The organism is Pikeienuella piscinae, from assembly GCF_011044155.1.
Classification (GTDB): domain Bacteria; phylum Pseudomonadota; class Alphaproteobacteria; order Rhodobacterales; family Rhodobacteraceae; genus Pikeienuella; species Pikeienuella piscinae.
In genome coordinates, this window is sequence record NZ_CP049056.1 from 2,688,398 (window position 1) to 2,703,783 (window position 15,386).

Annotated in this window: 15 protein-coding genes; 9 read left to right on the forward strand and 6 right to left on the reverse strand. The window is 64.6% G+C overall.

The features are described from left to right. Positions 1 to 39 precede the first annotated feature (39 nt). The 6 genes from G5B40_RS12745 to G5B40_RS12770 all read left to right on the forward strand — a co-directional run bounded on the left by G5B40_RS12745 (position 40) and on the right by G5B40_RS12770 (position 5,436). Positions 40 to 1,221, forward strand: a complete 1,182-nt coding sequence (locus G5B40_RS12745; protein WP_343040172.1) for an NAD(P)/FAD-dependent oxidoreductase — start codon at positions 40 to 42, stop codon at positions 1,219 to 1,221. Positions 1,222 to 1,263: 42 nt separating this feature from the next. After that, on the forward strand, positions 1,264 to 2,067 hold the full coding sequence (locus G5B40_RS12750) for an ABC transporter ATP-binding protein (RefSeq protein WP_165099242.1): 804 nt from the start codon (positions 1,264 to 1,266) through the stop codon (positions 2,065 to 2,067). A 26-nt stretch (positions 2,068 to 2,093) separates the two neighbouring features. Continuing rightward, entirely contained in the window at positions 2,094 to 2,828 is a 735-nt protein-coding gene (locus G5B40_RS12755) for a transporter substrate-binding domain-containing protein (RefSeq protein ID WP_165099244.1), read from the forward strand. A gap of 100 nt (positions 2,829 to 2,928) precedes the next feature. Further along, the gene (locus tag G5B40_RS12760) at positions 2,929 to 3,672 is read left to right on the forward strand and encodes a transporter substrate-binding domain-containing protein (protein ID WP_179961577.1); all 744 of its coding nucleotides are present in this window, start codon (positions 2,929 to 2,931) and stop codon (positions 3,670 to 3,672) included. Between the two features lie 82 nt (positions 3,673 to 3,754). Next, positions 3,755 to 4,600, forward strand: a complete 846-nt coding sequence (locus G5B40_RS12765; RefSeq protein WP_165099246.1) for an ABC transporter permease — start codon at positions 3,755 to 3,757, stop codon at positions 4,598 to 4,600. After that, positions 4,597 to 5,436 (forward strand): ABC transporter permease, encoded by an 840-nt coding sequence (locus G5B40_RS12770; protein WP_165099248.1) that lies wholly within the window; start codon positions 4,597 to 4,599, stop codon positions 5,434 to 5,436. The genes G5B40_RS12765 and G5B40_RS12770 overlap by 4 nt, the downstream gene beginning before the upstream one ends. A 106-nt stretch (positions 5,437 to 5,542) precedes the next feature. Here the strand turns inward: G5B40_RS12770 and G5B40_RS12775 are convergent, their stop codons facing one another. Both G5B40_RS12775 and G5B40_RS12780 read right to left on the reverse strand, forming a co-directional pair. Beyond that, positions 5,543 to 6,301 (reverse strand): amino acid ABC transporter permease, encoded by a 759-nt coding sequence (locus tag G5B40_RS12775; RefSeq protein WP_165099251.1) that lies wholly within the window; start codon positions 6,299 to 6,301, stop codon positions 5,543 to 5,545. Between the two features lie 5 nt (positions 6,302 to 6,306). Then, on the reverse strand, positions 6,307 to 7,059 hold the full coding sequence (locus G5B40_RS12780) for an amino acid ABC transporter ATP-binding protein (protein ID WP_281350508.1): 753 nt from the start codon (positions 7,057 to 7,059) through the stop codon (positions 6,307 to 6,309). 166 nt (positions 7,060 to 7,225) lie between these two features. Here G5B40_RS12780 and G5B40_RS12785 point away from each other — a divergent pair, with 166 nt between their 5' ends. The 3 genes from G5B40_RS12785 (at position 7,226) to G5B40_RS12795 (ending at position 9,770) form a co-directional block, all read left to right on the forward strand. Continuing rightward, positions 7,226 to 8,002 carry a transporter substrate-binding domain-containing protein gene (locus G5B40_RS12785; RefSeq protein ID WP_165099254.1) on the forward strand — a complete coding sequence of 259 codons (777 nt, stop codon included), beginning with the start codon at positions 7,226 to 7,228 and terminating at the stop codon, positions 8,000 to 8,002. A gap of 28 nt (positions 8,003 to 8,030) precedes the next feature. Further along, a complete protein-coding gene (locus tag G5B40_RS12790; RefSeq protein WP_165099256.1) occupies positions 8,031 to 9,221 on the forward strand; it encodes a winged helix-turn-helix domain-containing protein in 1,191 nt (396 codons plus the stop codon). Positions 9,222 to 9,374: 153 nt separating this feature from the next. Next, the gene (locus G5B40_RS12795) at positions 9,375 to 9,770 is read left to right on the forward strand and encodes a rhodanese-like domain-containing protein (protein WP_165099258.1); all 396 of its coding nucleotides are present in this window, start codon (positions 9,375 to 9,377) and stop codon (positions 9,768 to 9,770) included. 3 nt (positions 9,771 to 9,773) lie between these two features. Here the strand turns inward: G5B40_RS12795 and G5B40_RS12800 are convergent, their stop codons facing one another. From G5B40_RS12800 to G5B40_RS12815, 4 genes are all read right to left on the reverse strand, one after another. Then, entirely contained in the window at positions 9,774 to 10,349 is a 576-nt protein-coding gene (locus G5B40_RS12800; protein WP_165099260.1) for a hypothetical protein, read from the reverse strand. A 73-nt stretch (positions 10,350 to 10,422) separates the two neighbouring features. Further along, positions 10,423 to 11,793, reverse strand: a complete 1,371-nt coding sequence (locus tag G5B40_RS12805; RefSeq protein ID WP_165099263.1) for a glutamine synthetase family protein — start codon at positions 11,791 to 11,793, stop codon at positions 10,423 to 10,425. Further along, complete coding sequence (speB, locus tag G5B40_RS12810; RefSeq protein ID WP_165099265.1) at positions 11,790 to 12,761, reverse strand: agmatinase; 972 nt, start codon at positions 12,759 to 12,761, stop codon at positions 11,790 to 11,792. The genes G5B40_RS12805 and speB overlap by 4 nt, the downstream gene beginning before the upstream one ends. A 178-nt stretch (positions 12,762 to 12,939) precedes the next feature. Further along, positions 12,940 to 15,384, reverse strand: coding sequence for a DNA translocase FtsK (locus tag G5B40_RS12815; RefSeq protein ID WP_165099268.1), 2,445 nt, complete (start codon positions 15,382 to 15,384; stop codon positions 12,940 to 12,942). Positions 15,385 to 15,386: the final 2 nt, after the last annotated feature.

The window sequence follows — 15,386 nt, forward strand, 5'->3', positions numbered from 1 at the left end:
CGCATCAGTGTTCGCACGAGCAAGCGGAGGAGTCGCGCAGTGCGTTCGGCCTATGACGTAATCATTATCGGCGGCGGCATGATCGGCTCGGCCTGCGCCTGGTTTCTCGCCTCCTGCGCCGGGTTCGACGGTTCGGTATTGGTCGTTGAGCGCGATCCCAGCCTTGAAACCGCTTCGACGACTCGCTCGGGCAGTTCGATCCGCCAGCAATACACGACCGGGATCAACATCCGCATCTCTCAATTCGCCGCCGAGCATATCCATAATTTCCGCGACCAGACCGGTGGCGACGCGGACGCGCCGGAGATCGCGATCCGGAGCTTCGGCTATCTCTTCCTCGCAACCGAAGCCGGCGCGCCGACGCTGCGCGAAGCGGCCGCGCTGCAACGAAGCCTTGGCGTGCCGACCCGGCTGCTTGACCCGGCGGCTCTCGGGGCCGCGTTTCCTGCGATCAATACGGATGGCGTCGCGCTTGCTTCGCATAACGCCCGCGACGAGGGGTATTTCGACGGTGACGGGATGCACCCCTGGTGGCGGAAACAGGCGAAGAAACGCGGCGTTGAATTCGCCACCGACGAAGTCATCGCCATCGACCGGGACGGTGACCGGGTCGTGGCGGTGAGGCTCAGATCTGGCGACCGCATCGCGACCGGCGCGGTCGTTAACGCCGCCGGGCCGCGCGCATCGGGCGTCGCGGCTATGGCGGGTCTTTCGATTCCGGTCGAGCCAAGGAAGCGCTTCTGCTGGATCTTCGACGCGGCGACGCCGCCCGAGGGGCCGTTTCCGCTGCTGATCGACCCGAGCGGCGTTTATGTCTATCCGCGCGGCGGCGCTTATCACACCGGATGCGCGCCGGAAGACGACCGCGCGGTGGCGCCGGACGATCTGGCGATGGACCCGGAGATCTTTATGGAGAAGGTCTGGCCCACGCTCGCCGCCCGCGTGCCGGCTTTCGAGGCGCTGAAGGTGAGGGCGGAATGGGCCGGTCACTACGCCTATAACACGCTCGACCAGAACGCCGTGATCGGCCCACACCCGGAACTACGGAATTTCCTGCTCGTGAACGGATTCTCCGGACATGGGCTGCAACAGGCGCCGGCGATGGGGCGCGGCATTTCCGAACTGATCGCCTATGGCGAGTATCGGACGCTCGACATGAGCGTCCTTGGATGTCAGCGCATCCTCTCCGGCCAGCCCTTTCTCGAAAAGGCCGTGATCTGATTGGGGCTTCCGGCTTGCGCTACGGCGTCATATCACGCTTACATGGTTACCGAACGAAACCGGAAGGGATGGCAAGTGAGCGCAGGGCCCACGCTCTTAGCAGAAGATATTCATAAGAGCTTCGGTGACCTGGAAGTTCTGAAAGGCGTCTCCGTCGCCGCGCGGAAGGGCGACGTGATCTCGATCCTCGGTTCTTCGGGTTCAGGCAAATCGACTCTCCTGCGCTGCATCAACTTTCTGGAAACGCCGGATCGCGGACGCATCGTGCTGGAGGGCGAAGAGGTGCGGGTGCGCTCGGATGCGCGCGGCCGCCCGCTCGGGGCGGATGCGAGACAGATCGCGCGACTGCGCTCGCAACTCGGCATGGTCTTTCAACAGTTCAACCTCTGGGCGCACATGACGGTGCTCCAGAACGTGATGGAAGGCCCGGTTCAGGTGCAGCGTCGCCCCGAAGCCGAGGCGCGCGAGGACGCCATGGCGGTGCTCGAGAAGGTCGGCATCGCCGCCAAGGCGGACGCTTATCCGGCGCAACTCTCCGGCGGCCAGCAGCAGCGCGTCGCCATCGCTCGGGCGCTGGCGATGCGACCGAAGGCGCTGCTTTTCGACGAGCCGACCTCATCGCTCGACCCGGAACTGGTTGGCGAGGTGCTGCGGGTGATGCGCGGGCTGGCCGACGAGGGGCGCACGATGCTTGTCGTCACGCACGAGATGGGCTTCGCGCGCGAGGTGTCCAGCAACGTCGTATTTCTGCACAAGGGCGTGGTCGAGGAGGAAGGAACCCCGACCGAAGTTTTCACCAGACCGAAATCTGAGCGGTGCCGGGCGTTTCTCGCCAGCGCGCTTTGATCCGGACCAACGAAGGAGATCACCTGATGGGCAAACTGCTGGATATCGCCGGCCTGGCCGCGCTGGGCGCGCTCATGGCGGGCGGCGCGATGGCCGAGACCGTGCGTCTCGGCACCGAGGGCGCCTACCCGCCCTATAATTTCATCAACGACGCGGGCGAGGTGGACGGCTTCGAACGCCAGGTCGGGGATGAGATCTGCAAGCGCGCGAAGCTCGACTGCACCTGGGTCACGAACGATTGGGACAGCATCATCCCGAACCTCGTCTCCGGCAATTACGACGCGATCATCGCCGGCATGTCGATCACACCCGAACGCGACGAGGTGATCGACTTCACGCAGGACTATTTCCCACCCGATCCATCCGCCTACGTGGCGCAACCGGGAGCTGGCGCGGACGTCGTCAAGGGTGTCGTGGCGGCGCAGGTCTCGACAATCCAGGCCGCGCATGTCGCCGCCTCCGGCGCGACGCTGATGGAGTTCGCGACGCCTGACGACACGATCGCCGCGGTAAAGAACGGCGAGGCGGACGCGGTGCTGGCCGACAAGGGCTTTCTGGAGGACATCGTCAATGAAAGTGGGGGCGCGCTGGCGTTCGTCGGCCCGGATGTCGAGCTTGGCGGCGGCATCGGCGTCGGCGTCCGGGAAAGCGATAGCGAGTTGAAGGACAAGCTCGACGCCGCGATCGCCTCGATGAAGGAGGACGGCGTGCTGAACGAGATGATATCGAAATGGTTCGATGGGCGCGACGACGCCTATTGAAGCGCGTGCGCGGCCCTTTCGTGGGTCGCGCCTTTCGATATGCAACCGCACGTGGTAGACGCGATGGTCAACTGAGGCTGGTTCAGGGACCATGAATACGATGACTTTCCGGACGATATCGAGACTTCATTCCACCGTCATGACCGCCGCAATCGCATTCACCGCCGGTGGTGCGGCGGCGGAGACGCTGCGCATGGGCGTCGAGGCCGCGTATCCACCGTTCAGCTATATCAACGACCAGAACGAGGTCGATGGATTTGAGCGTGAGTTCGGCGATGAAATCTGCCGCCGGGCTGGGTTCGACTGCGTCTGGGTCACGAACGATTGGGAAACGATCATCCCGAATCTTGTGTCCGGAAATTACGACACCATTCTCGCCGCCATGACGATCACGCCGGAGCGGGACAAGGTGATCGATTTCTCCGAGGAATATTACCCGCCCGACCCGTCCGCCTATATCGCCCTCGCCGGCGCGGGCGAAGAGGTGCGGGGCGGCGTCGTCGCCGCCGCGGCCACTTCGGTCCAAGCCCACTATATCGTCGAATCCGGCGCGACACTTGTCGAGTTCCCGAGTTGGGACGACACCATCGCCGCGGTGAAGAACGGTGAGGTTGACGCTGTGCTCGCTGACAGGGGCTTCCTAGAGGACATCGTGAACGAGAGTGACGATTTCGTCTTCGTCGGCGAGAATCTGACGATCGGCGGCGGTATGGGCATCGGCGTGCGCGAGAGCGATACCGAGCTGAAAGCCAAGCTCAACACGGCCATAGAGTCGATGAAGGCTGACGGCGCGCTGAACGCGATGATCGCGAAATGGTTCGATGGGCGTGACCATGTATATTAGCATCGACAAGGTTGCGGCCACGGGCTGATCGCGGTTTCGCTGCAACCTGACGACGCCGGAGAAACCGGCGCGAGGGGGAGAGATGGAGTTCTGCGCCGACCCGTCTGTCCTCGGCGACGTCGAATGGTGGCTCTGCTATCTGACCACGCCGAAACAGATCAGTTTCTACGAGTCCTTCGGAACCGTACTGCTTCTGCTCGTCCTGGCGGCGCCACTGATCCTGCTCCTCGGGATCGCCGGCGCCCTCGCCCGGAGTTCGCGAGCGGCGCCGCTCCGTTGGATCGGCAATATCTACACCTCGATGGTGAGAGGGGTGCCGGATATCGTGTTCTTTCTCTTCGTTCCGATCGCGCTGGACCAGACGTTCGAATATATCCGGCACCGGGCCCTCTGCCCGGACGTGACCGCCCCGGTGCGGCAGGGGGCGGACTTCGTGGTCTGCGCGGCGGCGAAGCTGCCGCTCTCGACCGCGCCGCAATCGGTCCATGACATCTACGGTTTCTTACTGGCGCTGGTCGCCTTCACCATCGTCTTCGGCGCTTTCGCGGCGAACATCATCCATGGCGGGCTCGCCGCCGTTCCGCGCGGCCAACTGGAGGCGGGCGAAGCGATCGGGATGAGCCGCAGCCAGGTGTTCCGGCGCATTCACTTGCCGCAGATGTGGCGGTTCGCGCTGCCGGGGCTTTCCAATCTCTGGATGATCCTGATCAAGGCGACGCCGCTGCTCTTTCTCCTCGGCGTCGAGGACGTCGTATACTGGGCGAAGGAGCTGGGCGGCGCCAAGACCTCGCGCTACGCGTTTCCGCATGGCGACTGGCGGCTCGGCTATTTCATCGCGCTCCTGATCTTCTATCTCCTCCTCACCTGGCTCAGCGAGCGCGGCTTTCGCCGGCTCAATCGCCGTTACGCCGCCGGGTTCTCGACATGAACTGTCTCGACGCGCTCTCCGCCTACGGGCTGCGTTCGCTCGGGATCGGCGAGCGGCTCTTGCCGCGCGGCGATATCGGGATCTGCGAACAGCTCGTGCTGATCGGCTCCGGCATGGTCTGGAACATCTATTTCACCGCCGTCGCCATGGCGTTCGGCTTTGGGCTTGCGACGCTGGTCGCACTCGGCAAAGCGAGCCGGAACCCCCTCGTCTCCGGACCCTCGAAGGCCTTCATTTTCATCTTTCGCGGCTCACCCCTCTTCATCCAGTTCTTCCTTTTTTATGAAGCGTTCGTCCTGATTCCCAAGTTCGCAGGCGAGATCGATCTCGGCTTCGTCGTGATCGGCATCGACACCGCCTGGTTCACTCGCGCCTGGCTCGGCGCGCTGATTGTCCTCATCCTGAACACCTCGGCCTATACGGCGGAGATATTTCACGGCGCGCTTGTGAATGTGCCGAAGGGTGAAATCGAAGCGGCCGACGCTATCGGCATGACCGGCGGGCAGAAGTTCCGCCGGATCGTCTGGCCAACCATGCTGCGCATCGCCTGGCCGGCGTATACGAACGAGGCGATCTTTATGGGCCATGCGACCGCCCTGGTGTTCTTTTCCAGTTTTCCCGCCTGGCGGCAGGAGGGCGACGCGCTCTACTACGCCAGCTATTTCGCCGAACGGACATTCAATCCTTTCGTCGCCTACCCGATCGTCGCCGGTTATTTCGTGCTGTTCACGCTTTTCATCATCACGGTTTTCGGCGCCGCGAACCGCCGGCTGAATCGCCATCTTGCGCCCGGATCGGTGAAGCGAGTGAAGTTCCGACCGCAATTCATTCGGTAGAACGTTTCACGTTCGGACGGAAATGGAGGATCGGTTACGCCTTCGCCCGTGAATCGGGAGAGCCGGCGAAAACCGATTCAATCCGACCCTGAAACGCTTCAGCCGCTCAGTTCCTCTCGTCCGATCCCATCCGGCGCTCCAGCCACCTGACGGCGGCGGAAATGACGAGCACCAGGACGAGATATTCGAGAATCAGGAACGTGTAGAGCTCAAGCGGCCGGTATTCCGTCACCGCCAGTTCGTTCGCGCGGCGCGTCAGCTCCTGCACCCCGATGACCGAGGCGAACGCGCTCATCTTCACGATATAGATGAACTGGTTGGCGAGCGGCGGCAGGATTCGCCGGATCGCCTGCGGCAGGATCACGTAGACCATGCTCTGCATCGGGGTGAGCCCGATGGAGCGCGCCGCCTCTGTCTGACCGCGCCCGATCGACTGAATGCCGGCGCGGTAGATCTCGGCGGTGAAGGCGCTGTCGGAAATCGCGAGCGTAATGACCGCGCCCCAGAACGGGTCGACCGGCAACGTGATCCCCATCGCCTTCAAGAGCAGCGGCATTCCGTAGAAGACCCAGAACAGCATCGGCAGAAGCGGTATCGAGCGGATGAACTCGACATAGACTCGGTTCACGATGCGAAGCCAGCGACGCGCCGAGAACGCCGGTAGCGCGACGAGAAGACCGGCCATGGCCGAAAGCCCGGCGGCGATCAGCGAGATCGAGATCGTCGTCCAGAAACCGGAGACGAGAAACTGGATATTGGTCTGGCCCTGCGCTGTCGACGGGTCGATCACATACCAGCCCCAGGAGACGCCGGAGGCGCAGCCCGCCAGCGTGAAGGCGAGAAAAAGAGGCGCGAGAACCCGCATTCCGCTCAATGCGCGAGAATGCGGTCGAGGAAATCGCGGCAGCGCGCCGATTTCGGCGCGGCGAAGAACGCCGCCGGCGGCCCGGTCTCGACGATTTCACCCGCGTCCATGAACACCATGCGATCGGCGACCCGGCGCGCGAAGCCCATCTCATGCGTCACCACGATCATCGTCATGCCCTCTTCGGCGAGGCCCGTCATCACCTCCAGCACCTCGGCGATCATTTCCGGGTCAAGCGCCGAGGTCGGCTCGTCGAAAAGCATGATCTTCGGCTCCATGCAGAGCGAGCGGGCGATGGCGACTCGCTGCTGCTGGCCGCCGGAGAGCTGGCCAGGCCGCTTATGCGCCTGCTCGGGGATGCGCACCCGCTCCAGATACCGCATCGCCCGTTCGGTCGCCGCTGCGCGCGACAGCCCGCGCGCCTTGACCGGGCCGAGGGTCAGGTTCTCCAGCACTGTCAAATGCGGGAAGAGATTGAACTGCTGGAACACCATCCCGACCTCGGCGCGGATCGCCTCTACGCTGACGTTGTCATCGGTCAGTTCAATCCCGTCGACTGCGATCCGCCCGGACTGGTGCGCTTCCAGCCGGTTGATGCAGCGCACAACTGTCGATTTGCCGGAACCGGACGGCCCGCAGATCACCACCCGCTCGCCGGTCCGCACCTCGAGATCGATATCCTTCAGAACGTGGAAATCGCCGAACCACTTGTTGACGCCCGCCATCTCGATCACCGGCATCGTTTCTTTCTCGGTCATGAACATGGTCCGATCCCCGACGCGCCATTCTGCGCCGCGTGGCCAAGCTAGGACTCAAATTAGCTGTGGAACAGCCCGGGAGGAGAAGTTTTAATCGCTCTTGCGATTCCGCGCTCGAGCCTGAACCCGCCAAACCGGCGCATCTTCGCCCAGAAGGAGTCTTCACATGAAATTTATCCTTTCGGCCGCCATCGCGGCCACTCTCAGCTTTATCTTCGCACCCCCGACTTTCGCGCAATCGGCGCTCAACGACATCCTGACGAACGGCGTGCTGAAAGTCGGCACCACCGGCGACTGGAACCCCATGAGCGTACGCGACCCAGCGACGAACAGCTACAAGGGCTTCGACGTCGATGTGATGGAGGCGCTGGCCGCCGATCTCGGCGTCACGCTTGAATTCGTGCCGACCGACTGGAAGACGCTGGTGAACGGCGTGACCGCCGGCGCCTATCACCTGACCGGCTCCGCCTCGATCAGTCCGGGCCGGATGAAAGTCGCGGGGTTCTCCGAGAGCTATGTTCTGGTAGAGATCTACCCCTTCACCACCGAAGACAAGGCCGCGAAGTTCGACGGCTGGGAATCGATCAATCAGCCCGGCGTGAAAGTGGCGACCGAACTGGGAACCACATTCGAGAAACAGGCGAAGAAGTGGTTCCCCAACGCCGAGATCACCGTGGTCGAGGCGCCGGCCCGCGGCTATCAGGAGGTGATCGCCGGACGCGCGGATGTGTTCGTCACTTCGAATATCGAAGGCGCGACGCTTAGCCAGAAATTTCCCGTCATCCGCGTTCCCGGCGCAGAGGCGCGCGACCCGGCCCCAATCGCGATGATCCTGCCGCAGGACGATCAGGTCTGGATCAACTATGTGAACAACTGGGTGAAGCTGAAGAAGCTGAGCGGTTTCTTCGATGCGACCTCGGCGAAATGGGGGCTCTCGGAATAGCCTGCGGTTTCGCGCGGGTGAGCCGCCGATGACGCCGCCGCGGATCGACAACCGCCGCGCGCGGCGACTCTTCATGCGCCGACATGCGCTGGCCGAGCCGCCGACCGGGCGGTTGACCGGCGACGGGCTGCTGGCGCTGATCGAACGGCTCGGCTTCGTGCAGGTCGACAGCATCCGCACGGTCGAGCGGGCGCATCACATGATCCTGTTCGCGCGCAACCAGACCTACCGGCCGAAGGCTCTGAAACGGCTGATCGAGCGCGATCGGGCGCTGTTCGAGAACTGGACGCATGACGCCTCGATCATCCCGACGCGGTTCTTCCCCTATTGGCGGACGGCGATGGCGGAGAAGGCGCCGCGGATCGCCGCGCGGTGGGAAAGCTACGGGCGCGTGGGATTTCGGGAGCAGGCGGAGGAGGTGATGGCCGAAATCGCCCGGCGCGGCCCCTGCCTTTCGCGCGAGATGGGCGCGGAGGAGACGCGCTCGAACGGCGGTTGGTGGGAGTGGAACCCGTCAAAGACCGCGCTTGAATATCTCTGGCGCTCCGGCCGTCTCTGCGTCGCGCGGCGCGAGGGATTTCAGAAAGTCTATGATCTGACCGAGAATGTGATCCCCGAAGCGCATCACGCAGCGGAGCCCCCCGATCGCGCGGCGCTGATCGACTGGTCCTGCGGCGCGGCGCTCGACCGGCTCGGCTTCGCGACGACCGGCGAGCTCGCCGCGTTCTGGGCCCTGATTTCCCCAGGGGAAGCGAAGACCTGGGCGGCTGGCCGGAGCAACCTGATCGAGATCGAGGTGGAGGGCGCCGACGGGACCAGCCGCCGGCATCTGGCGCGGCCGGAACTTCTTGCGGAGGAAACGCCCGAACCCCCCGCCCGAATGCGCGTCCTCTCGCCGTTCGATCCGATGATCCGCGACCGTAAACGCGCGCGGCGGCTTTTCGGTTTCGACTACACGATCGAGGTCTTCGTGCCGGCTGAAAAGCGGAAATACGGCTACTATGTCTTTCCACTGCTGGAGGGCGACCGTCTGATCGGGCGGATCGACATGAAGGCGGATCGGGTGCTGGACGCACTCGTCGTCACCGGCCTCTGGCTGGAGCCGGGGGTTCGCCGCGCCGCCGGGCGCCTGAGACGACTCGAATCGGAGCTGGAGCGCCAGCGTCGCCTCGCCGGCGTCGGCGCGGTCCGCTTCGATAACGGGTGGATCAGAGACTGACGCGTCTAGCCGCCGGGACCGGGTTTTCGCGGCGCATGAGGTGGCGGGGTTCGACGGCGGCGGCTATGTTTACCGAGACGCGCGCGGGGAACCTTCCCGGGCGGCTGCATATTCTTCGGCCGCAGTGCGGGCCGGACGGCGAGAGGATGGAAAATGGCGATCAAAGCGGCGTTTGAAATGGTGAAAGAGGCGACGGCGGAGATCGAGACGATCTCACCCGCCGAGGCGATCAGGCGTAAGGATGACGAGGATTTCCTGCTCGTCGATATTCGCGATCCGCGCGAACTGGAGCGTGAGGGGAGGATTCCCGGCGCCTATCACGCGCCGCGCGGCATGCTGGAGTTCTGGATTGACCCGGCCAGCCCCTATTACAAGCCGATCTTCGGCGAGAAGAAGAAGTTCGTCTTTTTCTGCGCCGCCGCCGGTCGCTCGGCGATTTCGGTCAAGACGCTTCAGGATATGGGGATGGAGAACATCGCTCAGCTCGGCGAGGGCTTTTCCGGGTGGCGCAAGGCGGGCGGACCGGTCGAGGGCGGCCGGAACGGCTGAACCTCAACGCCCGGCGTTCGTGACGCAGTTCTGGTAGCTTTCTTTACCGGATTCCATTTCGTCGACCAGCCGGCGCAGCTCGGAAGCGGGTTGGCCTGCGGACAGGTCCAACCCGCGATGAATCGGCGCGGCGGGATCGGCGAGCGCGTTCAGCAAAGCGTCCACCCGCGCGGCGTCGCGCGGCGGCATCCGCTGAGGCCGGCTCGTATCGACGCGTGTCAGATCCGGCCGGAGTTCGGGCGCGCGCCGCGCTTCGGGGCTGATCACTGGCGAGAGAGAATTGGAACCGGCGCCGAGAAGCACGAGATTGATCCGCCGAAAGGCTTCCTCCACCGCCGCCGGGACGGCGCCACCGAGGCAGGCCACCCGCGCGTCGGCGAGCGCGCCAAGGGTTACGCCGGGCGTCTGCGACGATTCTGCGGCAAGCGACGAGAAAGCCGCCGTCACCCCTTCAGGGGTCTCCGGCGGCGCGTAGGTCAGGTGGCCGACGAGATACATGAACAAGCCGTTGCGCAGAATGAACAGCGCTGCGCCACCCGCCAGAACAAACAGTGAGCCGGTCGCGATCAACAATCGCATCGTCATGACCTCCAAACAAATTTCGTTCTGTAAGCTCGTTCTCCAAATACGTACGGGTCGCCGTCTCCGTTTTTCATATCATACGCGCGGTGACGATATGCTCCACATCCGAAACCCGGGCGGCGAAGCCATCCGCTTCCTGTCTCTTCATCGCCGCATAGACGCGGGCGAATTCCGGGCCGAGCGCCGCGCTGATGAACTCCGAACTCTCGAACGCCCGGATCGCCTCGCCCCAATCGCCGGGAAGAACGCCGGCGCCCTCCGGGGGCGTCGCGCCGGCGGCTGGCGGGCCGGGCGCGATGTCGGTATCGATCCCCTCCAGCATCGCGGCGAGGATCAGCGCCAACGCAATATAGGGATTGGCGTCGGAGCCCGCGACCCGATGCTCCAGCCGAGCCCCGCCGCCGGCGGCGGTCGGCACACGCACCGCCACGTTGCGATTGTCCACCCCCCATGCGGCGGAGGAAGGCGCGAAAGCTCCGGGCCGCAATCGTCGGTATGAATTGAAATGCGGGGCGAAGCCGAGAGTCGATTCCGGCATCCGCGCCAACACCCCGCCGATCGCGCCGGATAGCGCCCGATTCGGCGTCTCGTCGTCGTCGCCCGAAAAGATGTTGGCGCCCGCCGCGTCCAGCACCGAGACGTGAAAATGCTGCCCCGAGCCAACTTCCTCGCCATAGGGCTTGGCCATGAAACAGGCGTCCATACCGTGCTTGCGGGCGACGCCGCGCACCGCGCGACGCAGCGCGACCGCGCGGTCCGCCGCGATCAGCGCGTCATCGACATGGTTTAGATTCGCCTCGAATTGTCCCGGACCGAATTCCGCCAGAAACCCGGTCGTCGTTGCACCCAGCATCTCGGCCGCCGCCTCGATCTCCGAAAGCAGCGGCTCGAAATGGCGCTGCACGTCGAGAAGATAAGCCTGCCCGGATTCGAGTCGCAACCCACCTGCGCCAAGAGGCGGCTGGACATGGCCGCCGGGCGCGGCCTCTCCGTCCACGAGATAGAATTCAAGCTCGGGCGCGACCACCGGGCGAAGACCGGCGGCCGCGAAGCGCTGAGTGACGCGGGCGAGAGCGGCGCGCGGGTCGTAAGGGCTTGGTCCCTCCCAATTCGCGTCGGTGAGAGTCATCAGGCATTGCGCGGCCGGCCGATGCGACCAGAGCATCGGACGGAGCGTGTGCAGGAGCGGCGAGGCCAAGCCGTCGGGGTCGCCGACTTTCTGCGCCACCCCCGCCACATCGGTGTCCTGGCTGAAGATATCCAGCGCATAGGTCGAATGCGGCAGCCGCTGACCGCCCGGCGCCAGCTTGTCGATTTCCGCCACCGGCAACCATTTGCCGCGGATCACGCCGTTCATGTCCGGCCAGACCATCTCGATGAATTCAGTGTCAGCATGTTCGATGAGAAATGCCCTGACCGCGTCCCGAACATCGGCTTTCATCGCGCGCCCGCGTAAAGACATATGAGCTCCAGCGCGATGGTGGCGGCCGCGAGCGCTGTGATTTCGGCGTGGTCATAGGCGGGCGCGACTTCGACCACATCCATGCCCACAAGATCGATCCCCTTCAGCGCGCGGATGATCGTCAACGCCTGCCAGGTGAAAAGCCCGCCGACAACCGGCGTGCCGGTGCCCGGCGCGCAGGATGGATCGAGCCCGTCGATATCGAAGCTGAGATAGGCGGGCCGGTCGCCGACCACGCGGCGTATCTCGGCGGCGATGTCCGCCGGCAGCCGCTCATGACACCAGGTCGCGTCAAGCACGGTCATGCCGAGCGTGTCGTCATTCGTGGTGCGGATGCCGACCTGCACGGAATGCGCGGGGTCGATCAGCCTCTCGCGCGCGGCTCGCCAGAACATTGTGCCATGGTCGATCCGACCATGAGCGTCGGGGCCGTCGACTGGCTCATCGTCCGGCCATGTGTCGGTATGCGCGTCGAACTGGATCAGCGCCAGCGGCGCGCCGTGCTTCGATGCATGCGCCTTGAGGCTGGGATAGGTCGTGAAATGGTCCCCGCCAAGCAGTAGCGCGCCGCCCGCCTCCGCGATCACGGCCCCGATGGCGGCTTCTATCGCGGCCGGAACCCTTTCCGGGCGCCCCGGGTCAAAGGCTATATCGCCCCAGTCGACGACGCTGAGCCGCTCGAAAGGATCGAAGGGAGAGGGCCAAGCCCGTGACCAGGCCAGATTGCTCGAAGCGGCGCGCACCGCGCGTGGGCCAAATCGCGCGCCCGGGCGGTTGGTCACCGACGTGTCGAACGGAACGCCCATCACCGCCAGATCGACGCCGGCGAGGTCGCGCGCGTAAGCCCGGCGACAAAACGACAGCGCACCGGAATACATCGCTTCGTCATGTGTGCGCTGCTTCGGCGACCCGGCGGTGAAGGCGTAATCTTTGCGATGCGCTGTCATGCGCCGACGATACGCCCGATCAGCGCTCACCCCAATAGGTTCGCGTATCCTTGATCAGACCCGATTGATCGGAATGCGCAGGATGTCAGCGAACGCCCGCGCGTCGGTCGTCCGCGTCCCATCGGACAAGGGCTCATCAAGACGAGAAGTGGTCGGTCGGACAATCCGTGATTGCGTCTCACCGTTCCTCAATCATCACTTCGCGCTTGCCGACATGGTTGGCGGCGCTGACGACGCCCTCGTCCTCCATCTGCTCGACCAGCCGCGCCGCCTTGTTGTAGCCGATGGCGAGCTTTCGCTGGATATAACTGGTGGAGCATTTGCGGTCGCGCGCCACGATCATCACCGCCTGATCGTAGAGCGCGTCGTCGGAGCCGTCGCCGCCAAGGCCGAGGATCTCGTCAATCGCCGCAGATTCCTCGTCATCGTCGCCGCCCTCGGTGACGGCGGAGACATATTCAGGCTGGCCCTGCGTCTTCAGATGACGCACCACCTCCTCCACCTCTTCATCCGAGACGAAAGGTCCATGAACGCGGGTGACGCGGCCGCCGCCAGCCATGTAGAGCATGTCGCCCATGCCAAGAAGCTGCTCCGCCCCCTGTTCGCCAAGAATGGTGCGGCTGTCGATCTTCGATGTGACCTGGAACGAAATCCGGGTCGGAAAATTCGCCTTGATCGTGCCGGTGATGACATCCACCGAGGGCCGCTGCGTCGCCATGATGAGATGGATGCCGGAGGCCCGCGCCATCTGCGCGAGGCGCTGGATGCAGGCCTCGATCTCCTTGCCCGCGACCATCATCAGATCGGCCATCTCGTCGACGATGACGACGATAAAGGGCATCTCCTCCGGAGCGAACTCCTCCGTCTCCATCACCGGCTGGCCGGTCTCCTCGTCGAAACCGGTCTGCACGGTGCGGCTGAACGCCTCGCCTTTAGCGAGCGCGTCGCGAACGCGGGCATTGTAGCCGTCGATGTTGCGCACGCCCATCTTCGACATCTTCTTGTAGCGGCTCTCCATCTCCGCCACCGCCCATTTCAGCGCAACGACCGCTTTTTTCGGATCGGTAACGACAGGCGAGAGAAGATGCGGAATGCCGTCATAGACGGAGAGCTCCAGCATCTTCGGGTCGATCATAATCAGGCGGCATTCCTTCGGGCTGAGCCGATAGAGAAGCGAAAGGATCATCGTGTTGATCGCGACGGACTTGCCCGAACCGGTGGTGCCGGCGACCAGGAGATGCGGCATCTTCGCGAGATTGGCGATCACCGGCTCGCCGCCGATATCCTTGCCGAGCGCAAGCGCGAGCCGATAGCTCGAATCGCCGTAAATCCCGGAAGAGAGCATCTCGCGCAGCAGCACCATCTCGCGGTTGTTGTTCGGCAGTTCGATGCCGATCACGTTCCGGCCCGGAATGGTCGAGACGCGGGCGGCGAGCGCCGACATCGAGCGGGCGATGTCGTCGGAAAGCCCGATCACCCGGCTCGCCTTCAGCCCCGGCGCCGGCTCCAGCTCGTACATCGTGACGACCGGGCCGGGGCGGATGGCGCCGATCTCTCCCCTGACGCCGTAGTCGTCGAGCACGCTTTCCAGCATCCGCGCATTTTGATCCAGCGCGGCGTCGCTTTCGCGGTGACGGACGATCTTCGCCGGATTCTGCAGCAGCGAGAGCGCCGGAGGAATAAACGCGTCGCCCTCCGCCGTTTCGTCGAGCGCGAGTCGGGGCTGTTCCTCCGCGACGGCGGTGCGGGATTTCTTCAGGGGCTTCGGCGTCGGCCGCTCCACAGGCGCCGTCGCGCGACGGAGAATCGTCGGCAGCACGCTTTCACCCTCCAGCGGCGGCGCATCACCGACCTCACCCGCTTCGCCGTCGATCGAAGGCTCGCGCCGGTCGCGACCGATGGGTTTCGGCGGGGCATGTTTCTTCGAGCGCGGTTTCGCCATCACGTCGCGGAGCAACGTCAGGGCGGCGAATCCGGCGCGCGCGAGGATCGTCACCATCGTGACCAGCGCCGCAATCAGCGAGCGCAGGAGGAAGTGAAAGGCGTCGACCGCCTCCGGCCAGGTGACGCCGAGCGAGAAGCCGGAGAGCAGAACCGTCGCGCCGGCCAGCGCGAGCGACACCGGTTTGATCGCTTCGGCGGCCGAAATCGGCATCGCCGAAAGCAGCATGGAGAGCGCGCCGTCGCCGATCACCCCGCCGAGCCCGGCGGGAAGGGTCCAACCGTCGTGAGGCGCATGCGATGAGGCGAAGACCGCACCGACGAGAAGCGCCGCCGGGATCAGGATCATCCGCGACCATGCACGCTCGTCACCCCGATGCAGCATCAGCCGAAACGCCCAGACGATCAGCGCGACCGGCAGCCCCCAGGCGGCGAGGCCGAGCGTCTGAAGAAGCGGGTCCGCGATCAGTGCTCCGGGCGCGCCGAGCCAGTTCCGCGGCGCGCTCGACGTCGCATTCATCCAACTCGGATCGTCGGGCTGATAACTTACGAGAGCGGCGACGAGTGCGAGACCGAGAACCAGGCAGCCGAATCCCGTCAGCTCCGCCCCACGGCGCTTCAGAAAGGCCTGCGCGGCCGGCGGCAGCAGGGGCGCTCGTTCACCTTCAGTCCAACTCGACATTA

Excerpts from the sequence above, each read along its gene's own strand:
- G5B40_RS12805 (WP_165099263.1), bottom strand. The coding sequence starts at position 11,793 with ATGAAAGCCGATGTTCGGGACGCGGTCAGGGCATTTCTCATCGAACAT.
- G5B40_RS12790 (WP_165099256.1), top strand. The coding sequence starts at position 8,031 with ATGACGCCGCCGCGGATCGACAACCGCCGCGCGCGGCGACTCTTCATG.
- G5B40_RS12780 (WP_281350508.1), bottom strand. The coding sequence starts at position 7,059 with ATGACCGAGAAAGAAACGATGCCGGTGATCGAGATGGCGGGCGTCAAC.
- G5B40_RS12770 (WP_165099248.1), top strand. The coding sequence starts at position 4,597 with ATGAACTGTCTCGACGCGCTCTCCGCCTACGGGCTGCGTTCGCTCGGG.
- G5B40_RS12785 (WP_165099254.1), top strand. The coding sequence starts at position 7,226 with ATGAAATTTATCCTTTCGGCCGCCATCGCGGCCACTCTCAGCTTTATC.
- G5B40_RS12755 (WP_165099244.1), top strand. The coding sequence starts at position 2,094 with ATGGGCAAACTGCTGGATATCGCCGGCCTGGCCGCGCTGGGCGCGCTC.
- G5B40_RS12795 (WP_165099258.1), top strand. The coding sequence starts at position 9,375 with ATGGCGATCAAAGCGGCGTTTGAAATGGTGAAAGAGGCGACGGCGGAG.
- G5B40_RS12815 (WP_165099268.1), bottom strand. The coding sequence starts at position 15,384 with ATGTCGAGTTGGACTGAAGGTGAACGAGCGCCCCTGCTGCCGCCGGCC.
- G5B40_RS12775 (WP_165099251.1), bottom strand. The coding sequence starts at position 6,301 with ATGCGGGTTCTCGCGCCTCTTTTTCTCGCCTTCACGCTGGCGGGCTGC.
- speB (WP_165099265.1), bottom strand. The coding sequence starts at position 12,761 with ATGACAGCGCATCGCAAAGATTACGCCTTCACCGCCGGGTCGCCGAAG.
- G5B40_RS12765 (WP_165099246.1), top strand. The coding sequence starts at position 3,755 with ATGGAGTTCTGCGCCGACCCGTCTGTCCTCGGCGACGTCGAATGGTGG.
- G5B40_RS12750 (WP_165099242.1), top strand. The coding sequence starts at position 1,264 with ATGGTTACCGAACGAAACCGGAAGGGATGGCAAGTGAGCGCAGGGCCC.
- G5B40_RS12800 (WP_165099260.1), bottom strand. The coding sequence starts at position 10,349 with ATGCGATTGTTGATCGCGACCGGCTCACTGTTTGTTCTGGCGGGTGGC.
- G5B40_RS12760 (WP_179961577.1), top strand. The coding sequence starts at position 2,929 with ATGACTTTCCGGACGATATCGAGACTTCATTCCACCGTCATGACCGCC.